At 69.2% G+C, this 20,353-nt stretch carries 16 protein-coding genes and 1 pseudogene; 8 read left to right on the top strand and 9 right to left on the bottom strand.

Going from position 1 to position 20,353, the window contains the following annotated elements:
- The first annotated feature begins 59 nt into the window (after window positions 1-59).
- A complete protein-coding gene (locus tag F0U63_RS47845) occupies window positions 60-1,355 on the top strand; it encodes an AAA family ATPase (RefSeq protein WP_395842024.1) in 1,296 nt (431 codons plus the stop codon).
- On the top strand, window positions 1,352-2,119 hold the full coding sequence (locus F0U63_RS47840) for a hypothetical protein (RefSeq protein ID WP_395842022.1): 768 nt from the start codon (window positions 1,352-1,354) through the stop codon (window positions 2,117-2,119). Before F0U63_RS47845 ends, F0U63_RS47840 begins: the two co-directional genes overlap by 4 nt.
- A 3-nt stretch (window positions 2,120-2,122) precedes the next feature.
- On the opposite strand, the gene F0U63_RS47835 is transcribed toward F0U63_RS47840, so the two are convergent.
- Complete coding sequence (locus F0U63_RS47835; RefSeq protein ID WP_395842020.1) at window positions 2,123-3,547, bottom strand: RtcB family protein; 1,425 nt, start codon at window positions 3,545-3,547, stop codon at window positions 2,123-2,125.
- A 317-nt stretch (window positions 3,548-3,864) separates the two neighbouring features.
- On the opposite strand from F0U63_RS47835, the gene F0U63_RS47830 reads away from it, so the two are divergent.
- Window positions 3,865-5,121, top strand: coding sequence for an ATP-binding protein (locus F0U63_RS47830; RefSeq protein ID WP_395842018.1), 1,257 nt, complete (start codon window positions 3,865-3,867; stop codon window positions 5,119-5,121).
- A 12-nt stretch (window positions 5,122-5,133) separates the two neighbouring features.
- Here F0U63_RS47830 and F0U63_RS47825 read toward each other — a convergent pair whose 3' ends face one another.
- A complete protein-coding gene (locus F0U63_RS47825; protein ID WP_395842016.1) occupies window positions 5,134-6,336 on the bottom strand; it encodes a hypothetical protein in 1,203 nt (400 codons plus the stop codon).
- A 204-nt stretch (window positions 6,337-6,540) separates the two neighbouring features.
- Between F0U63_RS47825 and F0U63_RS47820 the strand changes: the two genes are divergently transcribed.
- Window positions 6,541-8,115 (top strand): RecQ family ATP-dependent DNA helicase, encoded by a 1,575-nt coding sequence (locus tag F0U63_RS47820; RefSeq protein ID WP_395842014.1) that lies wholly within the window; start codon window positions 6,541-6,543, stop codon window positions 8,113-8,115.
- Window positions 8,116-8,138: 23 nt separating this feature from the next.
- On the opposite strand, the gene F0U63_RS47815 is transcribed toward F0U63_RS47820, so the two are convergent.
- The 3 genes from F0U63_RS47815 to F0U63_RS47805 all read right to left on the bottom strand — a co-directional run bounded on the left by F0U63_RS47815 (window position 8,139) and on the right by F0U63_RS47805 (window position 11,371).
- Window positions 8,139-9,167: an NUDIX domain-containing protein gene (locus F0U63_RS47815; protein ID WP_395842012.1), complete on the bottom strand. Its 1,029-nt coding sequence runs from the start codon at window positions 9,165-9,167 to the stop codon at window positions 8,139-8,141.
- Window positions 9,168-9,305: 138 nt separating this feature from the next.
- Complete coding sequence (locus F0U63_RS47810) at window positions 9,306-10,709, bottom strand: sensor histidine kinase (RefSeq protein WP_395842010.1); 1,404 nt, start codon at window positions 10,707-10,709, stop codon at window positions 9,306-9,308.
- Window positions 10,706-11,371: a response regulator transcription factor gene (locus F0U63_RS47805; protein WP_395842008.1), complete on the bottom strand. Its 666-nt coding sequence runs from the start codon at window positions 11,369-11,371 to the stop codon at window positions 10,706-10,708. The genes F0U63_RS47810 and F0U63_RS47805 overlap by 4 nt, the downstream gene beginning before the upstream one ends.
- A gap of 114 nt (window positions 11,372-11,485) precedes the next feature.
- On the opposite strand from F0U63_RS47805, the gene F0U63_RS47800 reads away from it, so the two are divergent.
- Genes F0U63_RS47800 through F0U63_RS47785 form a run of 4 tightly spaced genes read left to right on the top strand, consistent with a single transcriptional unit; the run spans window position 11,486 to window position 16,730 of the window.
- On the top strand, window positions 11,486-12,562 hold the full coding sequence (locus tag F0U63_RS47800) for an ABC transporter substrate-binding protein (protein ID WP_395848540.1): 1,077 nt from the start codon (window positions 11,486-11,488) through the stop codon (window positions 12,560-12,562).
- Window positions 12,563-12,593: 31 nt separating this feature from the next.
- Window positions 12,594-14,252 (top strand): ABC transporter permease, encoded by a 1,659-nt coding sequence (locus tag F0U63_RS47795; RefSeq protein ID WP_395842006.1) that lies wholly within the window; start codon window positions 12,594-12,596, stop codon window positions 14,250-14,252.
- Window positions 14,245-15,300: an ABC transporter ATP-binding protein gene (locus F0U63_RS47790; protein WP_002630279.1), complete on the top strand. Its 1,056-nt coding sequence runs from the start codon at window positions 14,245-14,247 to the stop codon at window positions 15,298-15,300. The genes F0U63_RS47795 and F0U63_RS47790 overlap by 8 nt, the downstream gene beginning before the upstream one ends.
- Window positions 15,288-16,730 (top strand): porin, encoded by a 1,443-nt coding sequence (locus F0U63_RS47785; protein WP_395842004.1) that lies wholly within the window; start codon window positions 15,288-15,290, stop codon window positions 16,728-16,730. Before F0U63_RS47790 ends, F0U63_RS47785 begins: the two co-directional genes overlap by 13 nt.
- A gap of 55 nt (window positions 16,731-16,785) precedes the next feature.
- Here F0U63_RS47785 and F0U63_RS47780 read toward each other — a convergent pair whose 3' ends face one another.
- From F0U63_RS47780 to glp, 4 genes and pseudogenes are all read right to left on the bottom strand, one after another.
- A complete protein-coding gene (locus F0U63_RS47780) occupies window positions 16,786-17,244 on the bottom strand; it encodes a PIN domain-containing protein (RefSeq protein ID WP_395842002.1) in 459 nt (152 codons plus the stop codon).
- A gap of 375 nt (window positions 17,245-17,619) precedes the next feature.
- Window positions 17,620-18,450 carry a formate dehydrogenase accessory sulfurtransferase FdhD gene (gene fdhD / locus F0U63_RS47775; RefSeq protein ID WP_395848539.1) on the bottom strand — a complete coding sequence of 277 codons (831 nt, stop codon included), beginning with the start codon at window positions 18,448-18,450 and terminating at the stop codon, window positions 17,620-17,622.
- 222 nt (window positions 18,451-18,672) lie between these two features.
- Window positions 18,673-19,056, bottom strand: a pseudogene (gene mobB / locus F0U63_RS47770) (molybdopterin-guanine dinucleotide biosynthesis protein B); the annotation flags it as partial.
- The gene (gene glp / locus F0U63_RS47765; protein WP_395842000.1) at window positions 19,053-20,300 is read right to left on the bottom strand and encodes a gephyrin-like molybdotransferase Glp; all 1,248 of its coding nucleotides are present in this window, start codon (window positions 20,298-20,300) and stop codon (window positions 19,053-19,055) included. The gene glp and the pseudogene mobB, both read right to left, overlap by 4 nt.
- Between the last annotated feature and the right edge of the window lie 53 nt (window positions 20,301-20,353).

Below are 20,353 nucleotides of genomic sequence, written 5' to 3'. Positions count from 1 at the left end.
CCGGCACGTATTCTCGGCGTTCTCCTCCGTGGGCGCATTGCGCCGCAATCAGGTGTCCGATGGTCAAGCTCCAGTGGCTCCAGGTGAACAAGTTCCGCTCCGTGAAGCCGGGGACGCGGCTGACGTTCAACGAGGGCCACAACGTGCTGCTCGGACAGAACGGCACCGGGAAGACCACGCTGCTCAACCTCATCGCGGCGGCCATCAAGTCAGATTTTACTGACTTCAAGGATGAAGAGTTCGACCTTTCCTACGAACTGGCTTCGGACAAGGCGTCAGCCAGCGTCTCGATACGTAACGAGAATCGGGTGCTGCCCATATCGATCCCCTCGAATCTCAAGGGTATTTCAGCCCTATACTCGGGAGCTCTGTCATCGGCAGGCGGTTTGAGCGCTTCAAACGTGTCCTTCACGGCGGTCGTTTTCAGTAAATCCAAGGGGATTAAAATCGAGTTTGACATTAATGGAAAGAGCGGATTCGTTCAGCGGATAGACGAACCGACTCCAAGATTGTCCCTCGATATCATTCACCCTCTGGTGTGGACAACGATGGTTTTGGGATTGTCGAAGTGGTGTCAGAGGACGCCCATGATGAACGACCTGTTTCCCGATTTCATGGATCTGTTCTTTGAAGTCTCAACGAGCCGTTTTGATGAGTCTCTCAAATATTTTGACAGCTTGGGGCAACGAGAACTCCAGGTGACGCAAAGCGCAGATGGGCAGATTTCCTCATTTGGGGACCTGGATCCTGGTGGCAGTATTAAAGAACAAATTACCATTCGGGCCAAACAAGAGTGGGGCGTGGATAGGTATGTTCTGACCGATACTGATCTTCCATTCCTCAAACGCACAGTTCAGCTTCTCGATTTTGAATCTGCCGAAGCCATCTTTGAGTTGCAGGATTCGACCAGGAGTGAGCAAGACAGCGTCATGCGTTTGGGTAACCTGAGGTTTTATTTCCGTCATCGGGGAGGCTCGAAAATATCGGAGAAGATGCTCAGCTATGGGCAGAAGCGCATGCTGGCCTTCATGCATTATCTGGCATCGGCTAAATCTACTGTTGTCGCCGACGAGCTCGTCAATGGGCTTCACCATGGATGGATTCGGGCCTGCTTTGAGTTGCTGGGTGAACGGCAGGTTTTTCTGACCAGTCAGAATCCACTTCTGCTTGACTATTTGGGTTTCCAATCTCCGGAGGATGTTCGATCTACGTTTGTGCTGTGTAGCTGGGACAAGGAGGCCGAGCAGATGATTTGGGAGAACATGTCCCAGGAGGCCGCGGAGGACTTCTTCGACTCCTACAAGGTCGGCTTCCAGCAGGTGGGCGAGCTGCTCCAGACGAAGGGGCTCTGGTGAGCGGTCACACCAAAACCCTGTCGGTCATGGTGCTGACCGAGGACTCCGGAGCGGACGCCTACGACACCGTGCGAGCACTCGTGAAGGAGATGCTCAAGCTGCTCGTTCCCGCCGTGCAGACCCATCGCATCGACTTCAAGCCATTGGCGGACGAGAACGCTCGCCGGGCCATGCACGCGAACCTGTGGAAGAGCAACAACCCGCTCGACGAGCGCAATCGCAGGCAGCTCATCCGCGGCATCATCACCGAGCTCCTCAAGCCCCACGGCTTCGTCCTCTACCACATCGACGGAGACGAGCCCTGGTCCCGGCATGAGTCGAGCGAGAATGTCCGCGAGTTCCTCACGCGCGTGCGCTCACCCATCGAAGCAGGTGTGCGTTCTCAACTCCCAGCGGAGGTGGAGACGCGGATGAAGCGCCTGCGCCTCCTCGTGCCCTTCTACAGCATCGAGGCGTGGCTCTATCAGCACACCCGCGAGGCCAGGCAGCTCTGCGCGGAAGAGGGCTGTGGTCGGTGCCACTCGCGGCTCGCGGATTGGGAGAAGGACCGCGCGAGCCTCGATGAAGTCACCCAGCCCAAGGAGACGACGCTGTGCTTGAAGGACAAGCACAACGCGCGGCTCGCTTCTTCGGGGTTTCCCGCGAGGGATGTCTACGAGGCAGAGGCGTCCTTCACGGGTGCTGTTGATGGACTCCTGGAGTGTGACGAGCTGACGGCGGCGCTGGAGCGGACCTGCACTACCTCCGGCACCCCGTCGCCCTGAGCCTCACGCCTTGAAGGTCATCAGCGGGCGCATCCGCGCCACCTCCCGGACGATGCCCGCCTCCACCTGCGAGGCCACCACCGGACCGATGGGCTTGTAGGCCGCGGGGGCCTCCTCGATGCGGCGCTCGGCTCGCAGGGTGATGCAATCCACCCCCGTCAGGCCCAGCGCTTCCTCCCGGTGATCCGCTCCACCCCGTGCCATGGAGAAGCGCGAGCGCGCCCGTCCCGCTCCGTGTGACGCCGATGCCAGCGCCCGCGCGTTGCCCAGCCCCACCATCAGGTAGGACTCGGCCCCCATGGAGCCGGGGATGATGACCGGTTGCTCCTCCTCCGCCGGGCACGCGCCCTTGCGCGCCAGCCACCCTCCCTCCCACGGCAGGGTGATGTTGTGTGGCACGTCGTAGACGAGCGGCGCCTCCACGTCCCCGAACAGCTCCCGCAGGGTGAGCCGCAACAGCTCCGCCAGCAGCAGCCGGTTGAGAAAGGCATAGTTGGCCGCCGTGGCCTCGGCCCGGAGGTACTCGCGCACCAGCCCCGGGTCCGCCAGGGGCAGAATCCCGCTCTCCGGCAAGGGCGCCCCCACCGGCCACGCGGCCCTCGCCCGCTCCTGCCACGTGAGCCCCACGTGCTTGCCCAGGTCCCTCGAGCCGGAGTGCACCATGAACGCGAGCTGCCCCTCGCGCACGCCCCATTGCCACGCCCGCGCGCGGTCCACCACCGCCTCCACCCGCTGCACCTCCACGAAGTGGTTGCCCCCGCCGATGGTCGCCAGTCCCGGGTCTCGCACCACGCCCTCCCGGCGCAGCCCCGTGGGCGCCCACGCCGGATCCCCCTCGAGCGCTCCTCCCAGGTACACCCGCGTGGACTCCCGATCGAGCTGTCCCAGGTCCGCCCTCGCCACCGCGCCAAGCGGCTGCTCCAGCGTCTCCACGAGCCAGCCCGGCAGGCCGTCGCGCAGGAGCGCCTCCAGCGCGCGCGAGCCCAGGGCCACGTCCCGGGTGCCGAAGAAGTAGTGGCCCTTCATCCGCTCGACGAAGGCGTCGCGGCGGGCGAGGAAGGCCTCCACGGGGATGTCCGCGACGTGCAGGCGCATGCCGCAGTTGATGTCGGTGCCCACCGCGCCGGGCACCACCAGCCCCTGCGTGTGCACCACCGAGCCGATGGCCACTCCGGAGTCACCCGGGTGGAAGTCCGGCGTGGCGCGCACGCGCTTCACACGGCCTCCGTCTGGGTGCTTCAGCGCGGCGAGCGCGGCGAGTTGCTGGAACGCCTTGCCCTCCACGGGCAGGTCGGGAGGGAGGAGCACCTCGGCGGGAGGCGCGTGCGCGTCCCGCTGGAGGCGCACGGTGTAGACACGACCGTCGTACGTCACATCGAGCCCCTCGCGGGCAAGTGCCCGCAGGAGCCGGTTCAAGTTCGGCTGCATGACCTTCTCGGAATCTGGCCCGCGCCCGGAGGGGCACGGGGGACGTGTGCGAATGGATTCGAGACCTCGGGTCAGCAGCCGCGGTCGTGGACGCCGGAGCGTCCGCCGCGCCAGGGACGTCCCGGCTCCTCCGTGCCTGACGGGGAGCCGCTCGCGGACCTCCGAGGGCGGACGCGGAGCACCCACGGAGGCTCAGCCGGGCGGAAGGCGCGCCTGGAGAGGGTTCTGGCGCTTCCCCCTTGTCCACACGCCCGATGGCGTCACTACCTTCTCCAGGTAGAAGACCCGCTTGGGAACACCCTCATGAAGGGGGGATCATGGGTGGAGAGGACGAGGCCCCGGAGGCAGCGACTCCCGAGACGACGGTCGCGGAGTTGCTCGAGCTGATCAAAAGGATGGCGGCCGGGCAGCCGCATGTTTCCCTGCGCGTGGGGAGTGGACCGCTCGCTCCGCTCGCCGTGGCGCTCAATGACCTGGCCGCCCTGCTCGTGACGCGCCACGAGAAGGAGGCGGAGGGTGTGTTCGGCCTCCAGACGCTGATCGAGCAGTCGCCGAACATCATGTTCGCCTGTGATGTCGAGGCGCGGATCCGCTTCATCAATTACACCCTGCCCCTCCAAACCCCCGAGATGGCGATGGGGACCGTCCTCTATTCCTGGTTCGAGCCGTACATGGTCGAGCGGGTCCGCGGCATCATCGAGAAGGTGCTCACGATTGGGGAGCGCCATGCCTTCGAGATTCCTCCCTCCCTCAACACCGGTGCCGAGTGGTACATGGCCCGGGTCGCGCCCATCCGGAGGGGCCAGGAGATCGGCGGCTTCACGGTGATCCTCACCGACATCACCGAGCTCAAGCGCTCCCAGTTCCGGCTGGAACAGTCCAACCGCGAGCTGGAGAGCTTCGCGTATGTGGCCTCGCACGACCTGCAGGAGCCGCTGCGGAAGATCCAGACCTTCGGCGAGCGCCTGGTGAAGACGTCCGCCGCCACGCTCAGCCCCGAGGGCCGCGACTACCTCGAGCGCATGCAGGGGGCCGCGACGCGCATGCGCCGGCTGATCGACGACCTGCTCACCTTCTCCCGGGTGTCATCGAAGGCCCGGCCCTACACGCAGGTGGACCTCGCCGTCGTCGCCCGCGAGGTGCTGACGGACCTGGAGACGGCGATCGAACAGGCGGGAGCGACCGTCACGCTGGGGGAGCTGCCCGTGCTCGAGGCCGATGCCACGCAGATGCGCCAGCTCCTGCAGAACCTGGTGGGCAACGCCCTCAAGTTCCGCCGCGAGGGCGTGCCCGCGGCCATCTCCCTGCGCGGCACGGTGGAGCCACGCTCCCAGCGCTGTGAGCTGGTGGTGGAGGACAACGGCATCGGCTTCGAGGAGAAGTTCGCCGAGCGCATCTTCGACGTGTTCCAGCGCCTGCACGGGCGTGGCCAGTACGAGGGCACGGGGATTGGCCTCGCCATCTGCCGCAAGATCGTCGAGCGGCACGGGGGGAGCATCCGGGCACGGAGCACCCCCGGGGTGGGGTCGGCCTTCGTCGTCTCGCTGCCGCTCAAGCAGCTCATGCGGCAGTGAGGCGGTTCGGGCTCAGAAGGTACCGCTGAGCAGCAGGCCGCCGCCGTCGGAGCGGATCACGGGGGAGACGCGGGCCTGGATGGACGTGGGCGGCCTGGCGGGGGTGACGGGCTTGCCGTCCTCGGACAGCCCCAGGTCCGACTGGAGCTTCTTGTTGTAGCCGTCGGCCAGCTCGCGCGCCTCGTGGGGCGTCACGGGGTGGGGATTGATGAAGACGGCCGCCACCAGCACGCCGATGCCCGCCATGGAAATCCCGAGGCCCGTCCCGAACGCCGCCATTCGCCGCTTCGCCCGATCGAAGCCGCGGTCGAAGCAAGCGCTGGTGTCTTCGTAGCTGTTGCCCGCGAAGCAGTCCTCCTTGTCCTGGTTGGCATTGGCGCCGAGGACGCCGACGGTGATTCCCCCCACCATGGCCCCCGCGCCCACGATGCCCAGGACCGTCTTGAGGGTCATCTTGCCGTGATAGGCCTCCACCAGGTCCGCCCGGCCCACCTTCTGGTAGAAGGCGTCCCCCTCGAGCGGCTTCTTGAACTTGCCCTCGTACGGCACGGTGTGCTGGGACACCACGGCGTTCGTTCTGGTGTTCACCTCGAGGAAGTCGTCGAAGCCGATGTACTGCTTCTCGTACTGCTCCACGGGATCCATCGAGGAATCCGAAGGGAGGGCGGGCTTCGTGGGCGCGGGCCTGGCCGGAGCGGGCTTGGGGGCCTCGGGCACCTTCTGCTCGGCCAGCTTGGGCTCGTCGCGCTCGGGGACCGCCGGGGTCCTGGAGGCGAGCGCGGTTCCCCGGGCCGCGGAGAAGGCGCCGCGCGGCTGGCCCGCGGTGTCATAGACGGTCACCACGGCCTGGGTCGCTTCGCCCGAGGCATCCGGGAAGAGCCGCAGCACCAGGACGCGGTCCACGGGGAAGCCCGCGCCGCGCTGGACGATGGTGGCGTCATCCGCGCGCACCACCGGACCGAGCGCCTGGGCATCCATCACCAGGGACGCCTTGCCGCTGGCGCGCAGCGCCGCCGCGAGCGCCTGTTCCGCCTGGGTGAGGGCCGGGGACTCGGCGCCCGCGGGCACCAACAGGTAGCGGGCGGGGGCCGCGTCGAGCCAGGTGGCCAGGGACTCGGCGGGGAAGGTGGTGCTCCAGGTGGACTCCTCGGCGGCGAGCGCGGAGGAGCCGGGAGCGGAGAGCAGCAGGGCGAGGGCGAGGAGCAGAGGGCGCATGGCTTGGGGAGCGTTGCTTATTGGACAGGACGGGCGCGGAACAAGCCCCCACCGGGAAGAGGGGGAGCCGCTTCGGGGTGGGTGACGGGCAGGGGAGCGAGCACCTGACCCATGGTTCCGGGGTCCAGACTCCCCCGGGCCTCCCTGGCCTCCTACCTTGAGACGTACGGCCGCCCGCTCCACCCCGGGCGCCGCCGAGGACCCATGCGCACTCCCGAGGACAGCGACGCGGCAGGACGGGCCCCTGGCTCCCGGAGGCCGGATTGGACGCGGCTCATGGCCGAGGCCTGCGCCCGCTTCGGCGTGGAGGAGCTGCGACCCGGCCAGCGGGAGATCATCGAGGCGCTGCTCGCGGGCGAGAACGTGCTGGGGGTGATGCCCACGGGCGCGGGCAAGTCGCTGTGCTTCCAGCTCCCCGCCCTCTTCCTGCCCCGGGCCACCGTCGTCGTCTCCCCGCTGCTGGCGCTCATGAGGGATCAGCACGACAAGCTCTCGGAGGCCGCGGTGGACGTGGTGAAGCTGGACTCCACCCTCACCGCGCGCGAGGCGGACGAGGTGGCGCGCGAGGTGCGCCGCGGCGAGCACGAGATCATCTACGTCACGCCCGAGCAGCTCGAGAAGCCCGAGCGCCTCGAGGCGCTGCGCAAGGCGGGCGTCTCGCTCTTCGTGGTGGACGAGGCGCATTGCGTGTCCCAGTGGGGGCACGACTTCCGCCCGGCGTTCCTCTCGCTGCGCGATGCCGTGCGGCGGCTCGGGGGGCCTCCGGTGCTCGCGCTCACGGCCACCGCCACCCCCCAGGTGCGCGAGGACGTGCTCGAGCAGCTCGGCATCCGGGGCGCCCGGGTGGTGAACACCGGCATCCGGCGCGACAACCTCCACCTGGAGGTGGCCCGCACGGTGAACCCCGAGGCCAAGAAGGCGCGGATGCTGAAGCTGCTCCAGGAGGAGCCGGGCACGGGCATCATCTACACCGCCACCGTGCGCAAGGCCGACGAGGTGTGGCAGTGGCTCCAGGACGCGGGCATCGAGGCGGGCCGCTACCACGGCAAGATGAAGGCCCGCGAGCGCGAGGAGGAGCAACAGCGCTTCATGGAGAATGGCTACCGGGTCATCGTGGCCACCAAGGCGTTCGGCCTGGGCATCGACAAGCCGGACATCCGCTTCGTGGCGCACTGGCAGTTCCCGGACTCGCTGGAGAGCTACTACCAGGAGGCGGGACGCGCGGGCCGCGACGGGCAGCCCGCGCGCGCGGTGCTGTTCTACCGGCTGGAGGACCGGCGGATCCAGAGCTACTTCCTCGGGGGCAAGTACCCCCGGCGCGAGGAGTCCCAGACGCTCTACTCGGTGTTGCGCGAGCTGTGGGCACACCGCCAGGGCAAGCCCGTGGCCCTCAAGGTGCTCACCGAGGCCTCGGGCCTGCCAGCCAACCGGGTGAAGGTGTTGGTGGCGCAGCTCGCCGGGGCGGACATCCTGGAGCGTACCCCCCGTGGGCTCCAGCGGCTGCGCGACTTCGACACCTCCGAGGAGCTCGACGCGTACCTCTGCGCCTACGAGGCGCGCCACCAGGGCGATCGCGAGCGCCTCCAGCGGATGATGCGCTACGGGCAGACCACCGGGTGCCGCTGGCGCCTGCTCAACGAGTACTTCGGCGAGCCCGAGCCCGAGGACTGCGGCCACTGCGACAACTGCGAGGAGCGCGCCGCCGGACACTTCGACGCGGCCAGCACGCCCCTGGCCACGCCGCCGGCCCCCATGGCGAGCACCTCCAGCGCGGGGTAGGGCGGCCCTCCATCCAGCGCGCCTCAGGTCTTCTTGAGGAGGCCGTGGCGCTCGGCCCACTGGAGCAACAGGATGGTCTTCGCGTCGATGATCTCCCCGGAGTCGATCTTCCGCAGGGCCTCGGAGAAGGGGAGCTCGAGCACCTGGATGTCCTCGCCCTCGGCGGCGACCCCACCGCCCTCCGCGGCGCGGGTGTCCCGGGTGTAGGGCGCGGCGAAGAAGTGCAGGCGCTCGGTGACCGAGCCCGGGCTCATGAAGAGGTCGAAGACGGGTCGCACCTCGCCGATGCGCACCCCGGTCTCCTCCTCGACTTCCCGGCGGATCGCCGCGTCGGGGTGCTCGCCATCGAGCAGGCCCGCGGGGGCCTCGATGAGCATGCCGTCGGGGTGGCCGTTCACGTAGGCCGGCAGCCGGAACTGGCGGGTGAGCAGCACCGTGCCCCGCGAGGCGTCATGGAGCAGCACGGTGGCTCCGTTGCCGCGGTCATAGGCCTCGCGGTGCTGCCGGCTCCAGGAGCCATCCGAGCGCCGGTAGTCGAACGTCACCTTGCGCAGGACGTACCAGTTGGAGGACAGGACCTGCACGTCGGTGACGCGCACGGCGTCGTTGCGCGAGGGCTCCGTGCGTGGATCCCGGAAGCCGCCCGGATCGCGAGGCTTCGGCGGCGGCGGTGCCTCCCCATGGGCGGGGGGCAGCTCGTCGAGTCCGAAGTACACCGCCTTGCCGTGGGCGCGGGCCATGCTGACCATCTCGTCCGCGCCCGCCGAGGGGCCTCCGACGCGCAATACGGCGTCACAGTGGGGGATGAGCCGGCGGGCGATGGGGTGGAAGATCTCGTTGAAGACGCTGTCGCCGATGGCCTTGCTGCCGGCCAGTTCGATCAACGGAAGCGCCAGGGCCTCGCCCGTCACCGGCAGGTGTCCCGCCCGGTAGAGGGCGAGCGCGGCCTCGTTCATCACCCGCACGTTCGCGGCGAGCTTCGCGGGATCATCCCCCGTTCCGGACCGGTAGGGGCCCGCCACGAGGACCATCAGGGGCGTATGCACGTTCATGCTCGGAAAAGTGCATGAACGTAGAGGAATTCGCAATCAAAAGAGCAGATATGAGCGGATTCGCACAAATCCAGGAGTGGGCACGACCGTGGTCGTGCTGGGTAGGGGCTCTGGCTCCAGCCATGGGGCGTGGTGGTTTCAGTGCTCGGGCCACGGCTGGAAGCGCACGGCGGCCGTGAGTCCGGCACCGCCCGTCCCATCGCGCAGGACGACCTCGGCCTCCATGTGTTGCGCGAGCGAGCGGACGATGGGCAGGCCCAACCCGCTTCCGGACTGGGACTGGTCGCGCGGCAGCCGGTGGAAGCGCTGGAACACGCTCTCGCGCTGCTCGGGGGGGATGCCGGGGCCGTCGTCCTCGATCTCCAGCCAGGGCGCGCCGTCGCGGAGTGCCACCCGCACCGTCACCTGTCCGCCCCGCCGGTGGTAGCGGATGGCGTTGTCCAGGAGGTTGCCGGCCACCTCGCGCACCAGCACCGGATCCGCGCGGATGGGCAGCTCCGGCTCATGGCCCTCGAACTGGACCTCGACGTCCGCGCGCAGCGCCTGGGGCACGAAGTCCGCCGTCACCTGGGCCGCGAGGCCATTCAAATCCACCCGTTGCAGCGCGGGCAGGGCGCCGCGCTCCTCCGCTCGCGCCAATGTCAGCAATTGCGTCAGGAGCCGCTCCAGCGACAGCGTCGCGTCCCGCACCTCCGCCAGGGCGGTGCTTCGCTCTCCTTCCGTCGCGTCCCCACGCAGGGCGAGCGCCAGGTGCGTGCGCAGCACCGCGAGCGGGGTGCGCATCTGGTGGGAGGCATCACCGGTGAAGCGGCGCATGCGCGCGGTGGACTCCTCCAGCCGGGACAAGAGCGCGTTGACGGCCTCGACGAAGGGGCGCAACTCGGTGGGCACGGGCGCGAGCGGCAGCGGAGACAGCTCCACGGGCGCGGCGCGGGCCTTGGCTTCCACGCTGGCGCGCGCGCGGGCCAGCGGCTTGAGTCCCCAGCGCAGGGCGGGCCGGGCCGTCAGCGCGGCGCCGAGGATGAGCGCGGCCTCCAGCAGGGCCAGTCCCAGCACCATGCGCGCCTGGAGCGCCCGCCGCGCCTCGAGCGTCTCCGCGACCTGCACCACCACCGGCTCCTTGAGCCGCGGAATCCTCCGGCTCACCGCCGCGACGCGCACCGGCTGGCCGCGGAACGTGTCGTTCCGGAAGGCCACGGTGTCGCGCTCGGGGGGCTCGGGGGGAAAGGCCAGGTCCGGGTAGCCGGTGACGAGCCGTCCCTCATGCCGGATGGCGTAGTAGACGTTGTCTCGCTCGGCGTTCTCCAGCATGCCGAAGGCCGCGGGCGGAAGGTCCAGCGTCAGCTCCCCGTCCTCCAGCGCCACGGTCTCCGCGATGGCGCCCACCGAGCCCGCGAGGATGCGATCCCCACTGCGCTGCACCACGCCGTGAATCAACCAGGCGCCTCCCAATCCCAGCACGAGCGCCAGGGCCAGCAGGGGGCCCGCCATGGCCACCACGAGCCGCGTGGTGAGGGAGCTGGACTCGCCGGGTGTCTTCACGAGGCGTTGATCAGATAGCCGAGGCCACGGATGGTGGTGATGGTGGGGCCGTCGGGCTCGAGCTTCTTGCGCAGCCGCCCCACGTACACCTCGAGCGCGTTGGGCCCCACCGGCTCGTCATGGCCGAACACCTCGGCGCTCAGCCGCTCCTTGGTGACGACCTTGCCCGCGCGCATCATCAAACTCTCCAGCACCGCCCACTCCCGCCGGCGCAGCTCCAGCGGGCGCCCATGCAGCGTGGCGGTGCCCGTGGAGCGATCGAACACCAAACCACCGAGCGAGAGGGCGGGCGCTGGCTGTCCCTGGCCGCGCCGCAGCAGCGCGCGCACGCGGGCCTCCAGCTCGGCGGGCTCGAAAGGCTTGAGCAGGTAGTCATCCGCTCCCAGGTCCAGTCCCTTCACCTTGTCGTTGAGGGCGGCGCGCGCGGTGAGGATCAACACGGGCGTCTTCGAGCCGCGCTGGCGCAGCTGTCTGAGCACCTCGAAGCCATCGAGGTCCGGCAGGCCCACGTCGAGGATCATCAGGTTGTAGGGGACGAGCCGCTCTTCATCCAAAGCCGCGACGCCATGCGTTACATGATCCACGGCGAACCCAGACGCCCTGAATGACGCGGTGAGTCCACGCGCCAGGGATGCGTTGTCTTCGACAATCAGGATGCGCAAGCGCCCTCCTCACCGGCGCGCGACAGGTCGGTGACAGCTTCGATTCATATCGTCGGTGTTGCAAGACAAGCCGGATTGGGAACCCCGACACCCGAGAGGTCTTCCTTGAAACGAGTGCTGACCGCCCTGGCGGTGGCCCTGTTGTCGACAGGTGCCGCGGCCGAGGGCTCCGACGTTCCGCTGCCCGAAGGCTATCCCCGCTCCTACGCCCGCATCATCGAGGCCGCCCAGAAGGAGGGCGTGCTGAGCATCTACTCGGCCACGGACGCGAGCGAGGCCGCCGCGCTCATCCGTGAGTTCGAGGCCACCTATCCCGGCGTGCGGGTCGAGTACGCGGACCAGAACTCGACGGAGATCTACAGCCGCTTCATCGCGGAGGTGGCGGCCGGGCAGGGCACGGCGGACCTGGTGTGGAGCTCGGCGATGGACTTGCAGGTGAAGCTCATCAACGACGGCTACGCGCAGGCGTATGCGTCGCCGGAGAAGCCGAACCTGCCCGACTGGGCGGTGTGGAAGAACGAGGGCTATGGCACCACCGCCGAGCCGCTCGTCATCGCCTACAACAAGCGGCTGATGCCTCCGGAGGACGTGCCGCGCACGCGCGCGGACCTGGAGAAGTTGTTGCGCGCGAAGAAGGACTTCTACCGGGGCAAGGTGGGCAGCTACGACCCGGAGCGCAGCGGCGTGGGCTTCCTGTTCATCTCCCAGGACGTGCAGATCAGCCGGGACACGTGGAACCTGGTGGAGGCCATGGCTGGCACCGAGCCCCGGCTCTACACCTCCACGGGCGCGATGATGGAGCGGCTCGTCTCCGGCGAGCACCTGCTCGTCTACAACATGATTGGCTCCTACGCGCTCCAGCGGCGGAAGAAGGATCCGTCGGTGGGCATCGTCTTCCCGGCCGACTTCACGCTGACGCTCTCGCGCATCGCCTTCATTCCCACCGAGGCGCGCCACCCCAACGCCGCGAAGCTGTTCCTGGACTTCATGTTGTCGCGGCGGGGCCAGTCCTTGCTGGCCCAGCGCGACATGACGCCGGTGCGGACCGACCTGGGGAATGTCGACGTGCCCCGGCCTCCCGCCGAGCAGGTGCGGGCCATCCGCGTGGGACCGCAACTGCTGGCGAACCTGGATCAACTCACCCGCCTGCGCTTCCTCAAGCAGTGGAAGCGCATCGTGCGCGGCCGCTGAGCGGCGGAGGACTCCTGCAATGAACCGCTCCATGAGAATCGGGGTCGTCCTGGCCTCCGCGCTGGCCATCCTCGCGCCGCTGCTGCTGGTCGTCTGGCAGAGCTTCCTGGATGGCCCCTTCTTCGCCCGCAACGTGCACCCGACGCTGGGGGCCTATCAATTCGTCTTCGAGGATCCGGACTTCTACCGCGCGCTGGGCACCTCGGTGGTGGTGGCCGTGGGCATGACGCTCATCGCCGTGCCCGTGGGAGCGCTCCTGGCCTTCCTGCTGGTGCGCACGGACCTGCCGGGCCGGCGGTGGATGGAGCCGCTCATCCTCACGCCGATGTTCATCTCCTCCATCGTGCTGGCGTTCGGCTTCGTGGTGGCCTTCGGGCCGGTGGGCATCGTCAGCCTGTGGGTGAAGGGGTGGCTGGGCTCGCTGCCCTGGGATGTCTATTCGCTGCCATCGCTCATCGTCATCGCGGGCCTCACGCACGCGCCGCATGTGTTCCTCTACGCCGCCACGGCGCTGCGCAGCCTGGGCTCGGACGTGGAGGAGGCGGCGCGCTCCATCGGCGCGGGGCCCCTGCGGGTGGCGGCCACCGTCAGCCTGCCGATGATCCGCCCCGCGCTCTTGTACGCCGGCGTGCTCGTGTTCTTCCTGGGCTTCGAGCTGTTCGGCCTGCCGCTGGTGCTCGCGGACCCCAAGGGCGTACTGGTGCTGGCCACCTACCTCTACAAGCTGACGAACGTGCTGGGCATTCCCTCCTACCAGCTCATGGCCGTGGTGGTGATGGTCATCGTCTTCATCGCGGTGCCGCTGGTGTGGTTGCAGAACCGGCTGCTCCAGAGCGCCAACCGCTACGTGTCCATCAAGGGCAAGGCGCAGGTCGCGCGGCCCATCGCCCTGGGCGTGTGGCGCTGGCCCGCGGCGGCGTTCATCGCGCTCTGGCTGCTCACGGTGGTGGTGGCGCCCGTGTGCGCGCTCGTGCTGCGCGCCTTCCTGTCGAGCTGGGGCGAGGGCGTGGAGCTGGCCAGCGCGCTGACGCTGGACCATTTCCGCGAGCTCACCCACTACCCCAACCTGATGCGCGGCATCACCAACACCCTGGTGCTGGCCGCGGTGGGCGGGGCCGCGTCGGTGGTCGTCTACACGCTCATCAACCTCGCGGTGCACCGCTGGCAGTCGGCCTGGGCGCGTGTCATCGACTACCTCGTGCTGTTGCCTCGTGCCATGCCGGGCATCGTCGCCGGTCTGGCCATCTTCTGGGTCTTCCTCTTCTTCCCACCGCTGCAGCCGTTGCGGCAGACGCTGCTGGCCATGTGGGTGGCCTACACGCTGGTGTGGATGGCCTATGGCATGCGCCTGGTGTCCGGCAGCCTGTTGCAGATTGGCCCGGAGCTGGAGGAGGCCGGCCGGGTGGTGGGCGCCTCTCCGGGGCGCGTCAGCCTGGACGTCACGCTGCCGTTGATCCGCGCGGGCCTGCTCGGCAGTTGGATGCTCGTCTTCGTCACCTTCGTGCGCGAGTACTCCACGGGTGTCTACCTGCTGGGGCCCGGGACGGAAGTGATTGGCTCGTTGCTCGTGTCGCTCTGGGCGACTGGAGCGGTGGATACCGTCGTTGCCCTGTCGGTCATCAACATCGCGATGGTCGGCGCGGGTCTCTTGTTGCTCACCCTGTTCGGAAGGAAGGCACACCATGGCTAGGTTGCTCGTCGAGGACGTGCACGTCCGGCTCGGCACCAATGACATCCTCAAGGGCATCACCGCCGACTTCCGCCACGGCGAGGTGGTGGCGTTGCTCGGGCGCTCCGGCTGCGGCAAGTCGACGCTGCTGCGCTCCATCGCCGGGCTGGAGACGCCCCTGAGGGGCCGCATCCACATCGGGGACAGGACGGTGTTCGACGCGGCGGCGAAGGTGAACCTGCCGCCGGAGCAGCGCGACCTGGGACTCGTCTTCCAGTCCTACGCGCTGTGGCCCCACAAGACGGTGGCGGAGAACGTCGCCTATGGCCTGAAGCTGCGCAAGCAGCCGAAGGAGGCCATCGACAAGGCGGTGCGCGAGGTGCTCGAGGGCGTGGACCTGGGGGGCGTGGGGGATCGCCTTCCCAGCCAGCTCTCCGGAGGCCAGCAGCAGCGCGTGGCCCTGGCGCGCGCGCTCGTCTACAGCCCGCCGCTCGTGCTGCTGGACGAGCCCCTGTCCAACCTGGACGCGAAGCTGCGCGAGGAGGCACGCATCTGGATTCGCGCCCTCATCAAGCGCATGGGGCTCACCGCGCTCTTCGTCACGCATGATCAGGTGGAGGCGATGGCGATTGCCGACCGCATCATGCTCCTGGACGGGGGCCGCATGGTGCAGGACGGCACGCCGGAGCAGCTCTACACGGAGCCCCAGAGTCTGTTCGCCGCGAACTTCATGGGGGTGAACAACACCCTGCCGGGGCGGGTGGTGGAGCGGCGCGGAAACGAGGCCCGGCTGGAGGTGGGCGGGCTGTCGCTGTGGGGCCAGCAGCGGGGCGGGACGGGCGGCGACGGGGCCGCCACGGGCGTCATCCGCGTGGAGGAGTTGTCATTGGCGTCGGGGCCTGGGGAGAACCGGCTGCCGGCGCACCTGGACAGCTCCATCTACGTGGGGGGGCGCTGGGAGCACCTGTTCCAGCTCGCGGGCCAGACGCTGCGCGCCACCACGCGCGAGTCCCTGTCCCCCGGGGCATACACCCTCGCGTTCCCGAAGGAGCGGCTGTGGATCTTCTGAAGCGTGTATTCGTGGGCTCGTGGCTGGTGGCGTCCGTTCCCGCCTTGGCGCAGGAGCCCGTCTCCAGCGAGGCGGCGGACGAGGCGCGGCGGGCGGAGATCGATGCGCTGCGCGCCCGGCTGGAAGCGCTCGAGAAGAGACAAGCGCGGGATCATGAGGAGCTGGAGGAGGTCCGCGCGGTCATGGCGCCGATCGCTCCACAGTTGGTTCCTCCCGGTCCGGCCACGGCCCCGGTCGATACGGCGCGAGCGGTGGCCGTGCCCGTGCCCGGTGCGAAGGCGACGGACATCCAGGTCGAGTGGGGCGCGGGGGCGCCGATCTTCCGCTCGGGGGACGGGGTCTTCTCGTTCAAGCCGCGCGGGAGAATCCTGCTCGATGTGAGCGGCAGCGGAGGCTCTGCCTACGAGGCCCGGAACATCACGACGACGGGCTCGCGGGCGCTGCGCCTGGGCATCGAGGGGGGCGTCGGTCCGCACCTCTTCTACCAGTTCGAGAGCGACTTCGCGGAGAACGGCGTCGACGTGGTCACCGCCTTCCTCGGCTGGCGCCACAAGGTGTTGGGGCTCGACTACGACATCCGCATTGGCAATCTCTTCAACGATCGTGGCCTCGAGGGCTCGACGGGTTCGGACTCGACGCCCTTCGCCGAGCGGACGGTCGTCGGGACGGCGATCATCCCGCAGCGGGGCTTCTATGGCATTGGCGCACAGGGGCGGCTGTTCGGGCCGACCTGGCACGCCTCGCTGACGCTCTCGGGGGATGACGTCGACAGTGCCTATGCCGTCAATGACAGCCGCACCGTGCTCGCGCGAGCGCACTGGAACCCGGTGAAGACGGACGCCACGGTCATCCACGTGGGGGCTTGGGGCTTCGACGAGAAGCTGTCCTCGGCGGCGGGCACGGTGACTCGCAACACCGTCATCGGTGGCCGGTTCAATGGCAGCTTACGCGTGTCGACGGGGCCGCTCACCGGGGCCACGGGCGACACCGGCTATGGGGCCGAGCTGGGAGGGTATTGGCGCGCGCTGTGGGTCATGGCGGAGCTGGGCCGGCGCGAGGCCCGGCTGGCGGGCCAGCGGGACTTCCTCACTGACGCCTGGAGTGTCTCGGCGGGCGGGTTCGTGACGGGCGAGACGCCGCCCTACAACCCGCGCTTCGGCAACTTCACCCAGCCGAAGGTGAGCCGGTCCATCCTCGACGGAGGCCCCGGGGCCATCGAGCTGACCGCGCGCTACGAGCGTCTGGCCTTCACCCAGGAGTCGCGGCTGGGCGAGGGCTGGGCGGCGACCGTGGGGGTGAACTGGTATCTCAACAGCTTCACCCGGCTGATGCTCAATGGCATCCACTGGCACACGGACAACCGCGGTGGGGACTTCACCGGCGGGGACGACGGCGAGACCGTGACCCTGCGCGCGCAGGTGTCCTACTGAGGGAGTGGCTTCAGCGTGGAAGTGGGGGAGGGTGCCCGACGCCCTCCCGAGCGGATCAAGGAGAAGGCGCAGGGGCTGGAATCCGCAAGAGCTTCCATGGGGGAGCCTCGACCCAAGTGCGGATGCGCTCGAAGTCCTGGTCACTGGTGACGACGGCGAAGCCCTGATTCCATGAGGACAGGGCAATCAACGCGTCGTTTTGTTCCTTGCGGATGGCGTGCAGCGCATCCGCAGTGGGTTTTCGTCCCGCCCTGGATAGTCGCGTGGAGAGATACTGGCCCACCATTCGCCAGTCCCGGGGAGTGGGGGCAAAGATGAACCGGCCCAGATTCTGTTCGATGGTGTGGACGTACGCTTGCGCTGACCTGGTTTGCGCGGAACGCCACAGCTCACTGAGAACCACGGCGGACATCCGGATGGAATGGAACTCCTTCCTGATCCGGGTCTCGAATTCGGGAGAGGTCGCGCTGTATCGATAGATGTTCGTGTCGAAGACGAAGCGGCGCGGTGGCATGATCAATCGTCAGCCCACGAAAAGCCTTTTCCTCGTGTTCGACCCAACTGCTTCAAGAACGCGTCGTGAGCCTTCTTGGCATTCTGTTCGCGGTTGTTCTCCCCTCCTCGGGGCAATGCGTCCGGCGCCCGCTTCGGCATGTTGGGATTGGAGTGGGTGCTGGCATCCGTTCCCCTGGTGCGCCGACTGGAGGCCGGAGAAGCTCCTATCGGACGTGAGGTGGCCCGAGGGGTCGGCGTCTTGTCGCTCGGTGAGGAACGGTTGCGTGACATGGTACGAGCAATATAACCGGCCTCCCTGACAAGTGCAGGGCCTGACCCTACGTCCAAAGTTGGGACTCGGACCGTCACGGCGGGGCGAACCTTTGTGGCGCCCTCAGTCCTCGCGCAGGCGCTCGGGGTGGCAGTAGACGTTGAAGCGTCCGCCGCGCACGAACGTGGCGAGGGTGATTCCAGCGCGCCCGGCCAGGTCGATGGCGAGCGAGGTGGCCGCGGACACGCTGGCGACAATGGGAATGCGCGCCACGGCGGCCTTCTGGAGGATGTCGAAGCCCACCCGTCCGCTGACCACGAGCAGCGCCGGGCGCGGTGAGTCCTTGAGCGCCGTGCGCGCCGAGCGCAGGCCATGCTCGAGCACCAGCGCCCCCACCACCTTGTCCACCGCGTTGTGGCGCCCCACGTCCTCGAAGGCCGCCAGCACCTCGCCGTGCGCGTCGAGCGCCGCGGCGGCATGGACTCCACCGGTATGGGCGAAGTTGAGCTGCGTGGCGCGCAGGCGCTCGGGGGTGCTCGCCAGCACGGACGCGGAGAACGGCGGGCCCGGGGGCACCGGATGGCACGCGGCCACCAGGTCGTCCACGCTGCGCCGGCCACACACGCCACATGCCGCCGTGGTGAGCGTGCCCCGGCGCGTGGCGCTCACGCGCTCCAAATCCATCACCAGCCCCGGCGCGGGCGTCACCTCCACCGTGTTCCCATACCCCTCCTCCCCGGGCCGGCCGCAGTGCACCAGGCCCCCCAGGTCCTCCGCCCCGTGGATGAGGCCCTCGGCGAAGAGGAAGCCGGTGACGAGGAAGCGATCCGCCCCGGGCGTGCGCAGGGTGATGGCCACCGTGTCCCCACTCACGCGGATGTCGAGCGGCTCCTCGAGGGCCACCGCATCGTCCCGCTCGGGAGAAAGGCCGCTGTCCGCCGTGTACCGCCGCACCGGCCGCCAGGTGACTCCCGGGGGAAGCACGGGGGGACTCGTCCGTCCCGGAGCCGGAGCCTCGGGTCGCGCGGGCGCCGCCGGACGCCAGCCCCCCTCGCGCAGACCGTGCTGGAGGAAGTCGGCGATGCCCCGCGTGTCCTCGGGGTCGAAGCGCGGACGGCCTTCCATCGTGGAGCCCGGGCCCACTCCCGGACTCCCTCCGGGCCCGACGAAGGCGAGCACGTCCGAGCGCGTGGCCGACAGGGGCGCCTCGAGTCCCTCGCGCCACACCTCCAGCTTGGGCAGGGGCCCGTCCTTCCACCCCTCGACGAGCACCAGATCCAGGTGTCCCGCGAAGCGCTCCAGCAGGGCGCTCAGCCGCGCGGGCGGCGAGGGGAGCGACACCTGCACGCCCTCGGGGGTGGCGAAGGCGACGAGCGCCGCGCCGGCCCGGGCGTGGAGCGCGGTGTCGTGTCCCTCGGGGTGCAGGGGGTGGGGATGCGAGGTGTGCTTCACCACGCCCACGCGCAGTCCCCGCGCGCGCAGCTCGGGCACCAGCCGGGTGATGAGCGTCGTCTTGCCCGCGCCGGACCAGCCGATGATCGAGACCGCGAGCGGCGTCATTCCGGCTCCACGGGCACGTAGCGGGGATGGTCGAAGCGCTCGAAGTCCACGAGCTCGCCCACGGCGAAGTCAGCACGGCCCGGGGGCAGCAGCGCGAAGCCCTCGGCGCCGATGTGGCGCAGGGCATGGCCGCCGCCCTTCTCGCGCAGGCGCGTCCAGACGGTGCCGTCCTCGCGCGTCTCCAGGCTGCCGCCGATGAGGTAGGTGAGTCCCGCCTGCTTGTGCTGGGCCTCGTCCAGCCGCGCGCGCACCCGCTGGCGCTCCTCGTTGACGCCCTGGTGGCGCAACAGCAGGGGCCGGGCGAACTGGTCGAAGGCGACGAGGGCGGCCCCCGGTGTGCCGGGCAGCACGACGACGGCGGTGGTGCCCAGACGCGCCACGGCCACGGGCTTGCCGGGCTTGAGCGCCACGCCGTCCACGAGGAAGGTGGCGCCCAGCAGGGTGAGCACGCGCTTGACGCGATCCTTGTCCCCCACGGACGCGCCCCCGGTGGTGATGAGCACCTGGGCGCGGTCCGCCAGGCGCAGCAGGGCCAGGCGCAGCATGTCGTCGTCGTCCCCGGTGCGCTCCCGGGCGACGATCTGGGCACCGGCCTCCCGCGCGAGCGCGGAGATGAGGACGAGGTTGCTCTCGTACACCTGGTGGGGGAGGGCCGCCTGGCCGGGGGGCACGAGCTCGTCACCGGTGGCGAGCACGGCGACGCGGGGGGGCGGGCGCACGAGCACCTGGGACTCGCCGAGCGAGGCGATGACGCCGAGCACGGAGGCATCGATGCGCTGGCCGGCGCGCAGCAGCGGGGTGCCCACGAGCAGCTCCTCGCCCTCGATGCGGATGTCCTTGCCGGGGGGCGCGGGGACGAAGATGTCCACGGCGGCGCTGTCCGTCACGGGCCGGGTGACTTCCTGGCGCACGATGGCGGTGGCGCCCGCGGGCAGAGGCGCGCCGGTGAAGATGCGCGCGGCCTCGCCGGGCTGGAGCGAGCGCGAGGGCAGGTGGCCGGCGTAGATGGTGTCGGTGACGCGCAGGCGCACGGGCTGCTCGCGCGTGGCGTGCGGGGTATCCTCGGCGCGCACGGCGTACCCATCCATGGCGGACACGGGGCAGCCGGGCACCGAGCGTGAGGCGACGAGCTCCCGGGCGAGGAAGCCTCCGAGGGCATCCAGGAGGGGGACGGGCTCGGGGGGCGCGGGGGAGAGCGCGCCGAGGGCGGCCCGCCGGGCGGTGGCGAGGGGCGTGAGGGACATGGGGAAGCCGTGCACCGGGCTTTAGCCCAAGCGGAGGCGGGCGGCGACGGGGC

Source organism: Cystobacter fuscus (assembly GCF_044360685.1).
Taxonomy (GTDB): Bacteria; Myxococcota; Myxococcia; order Myxococcales; family Myxococcaceae; genus Cystobacter; species Cystobacter fuscus_C.
This window is presented reverse-complemented; position numbering and strand designations above follow the sequence as displayed.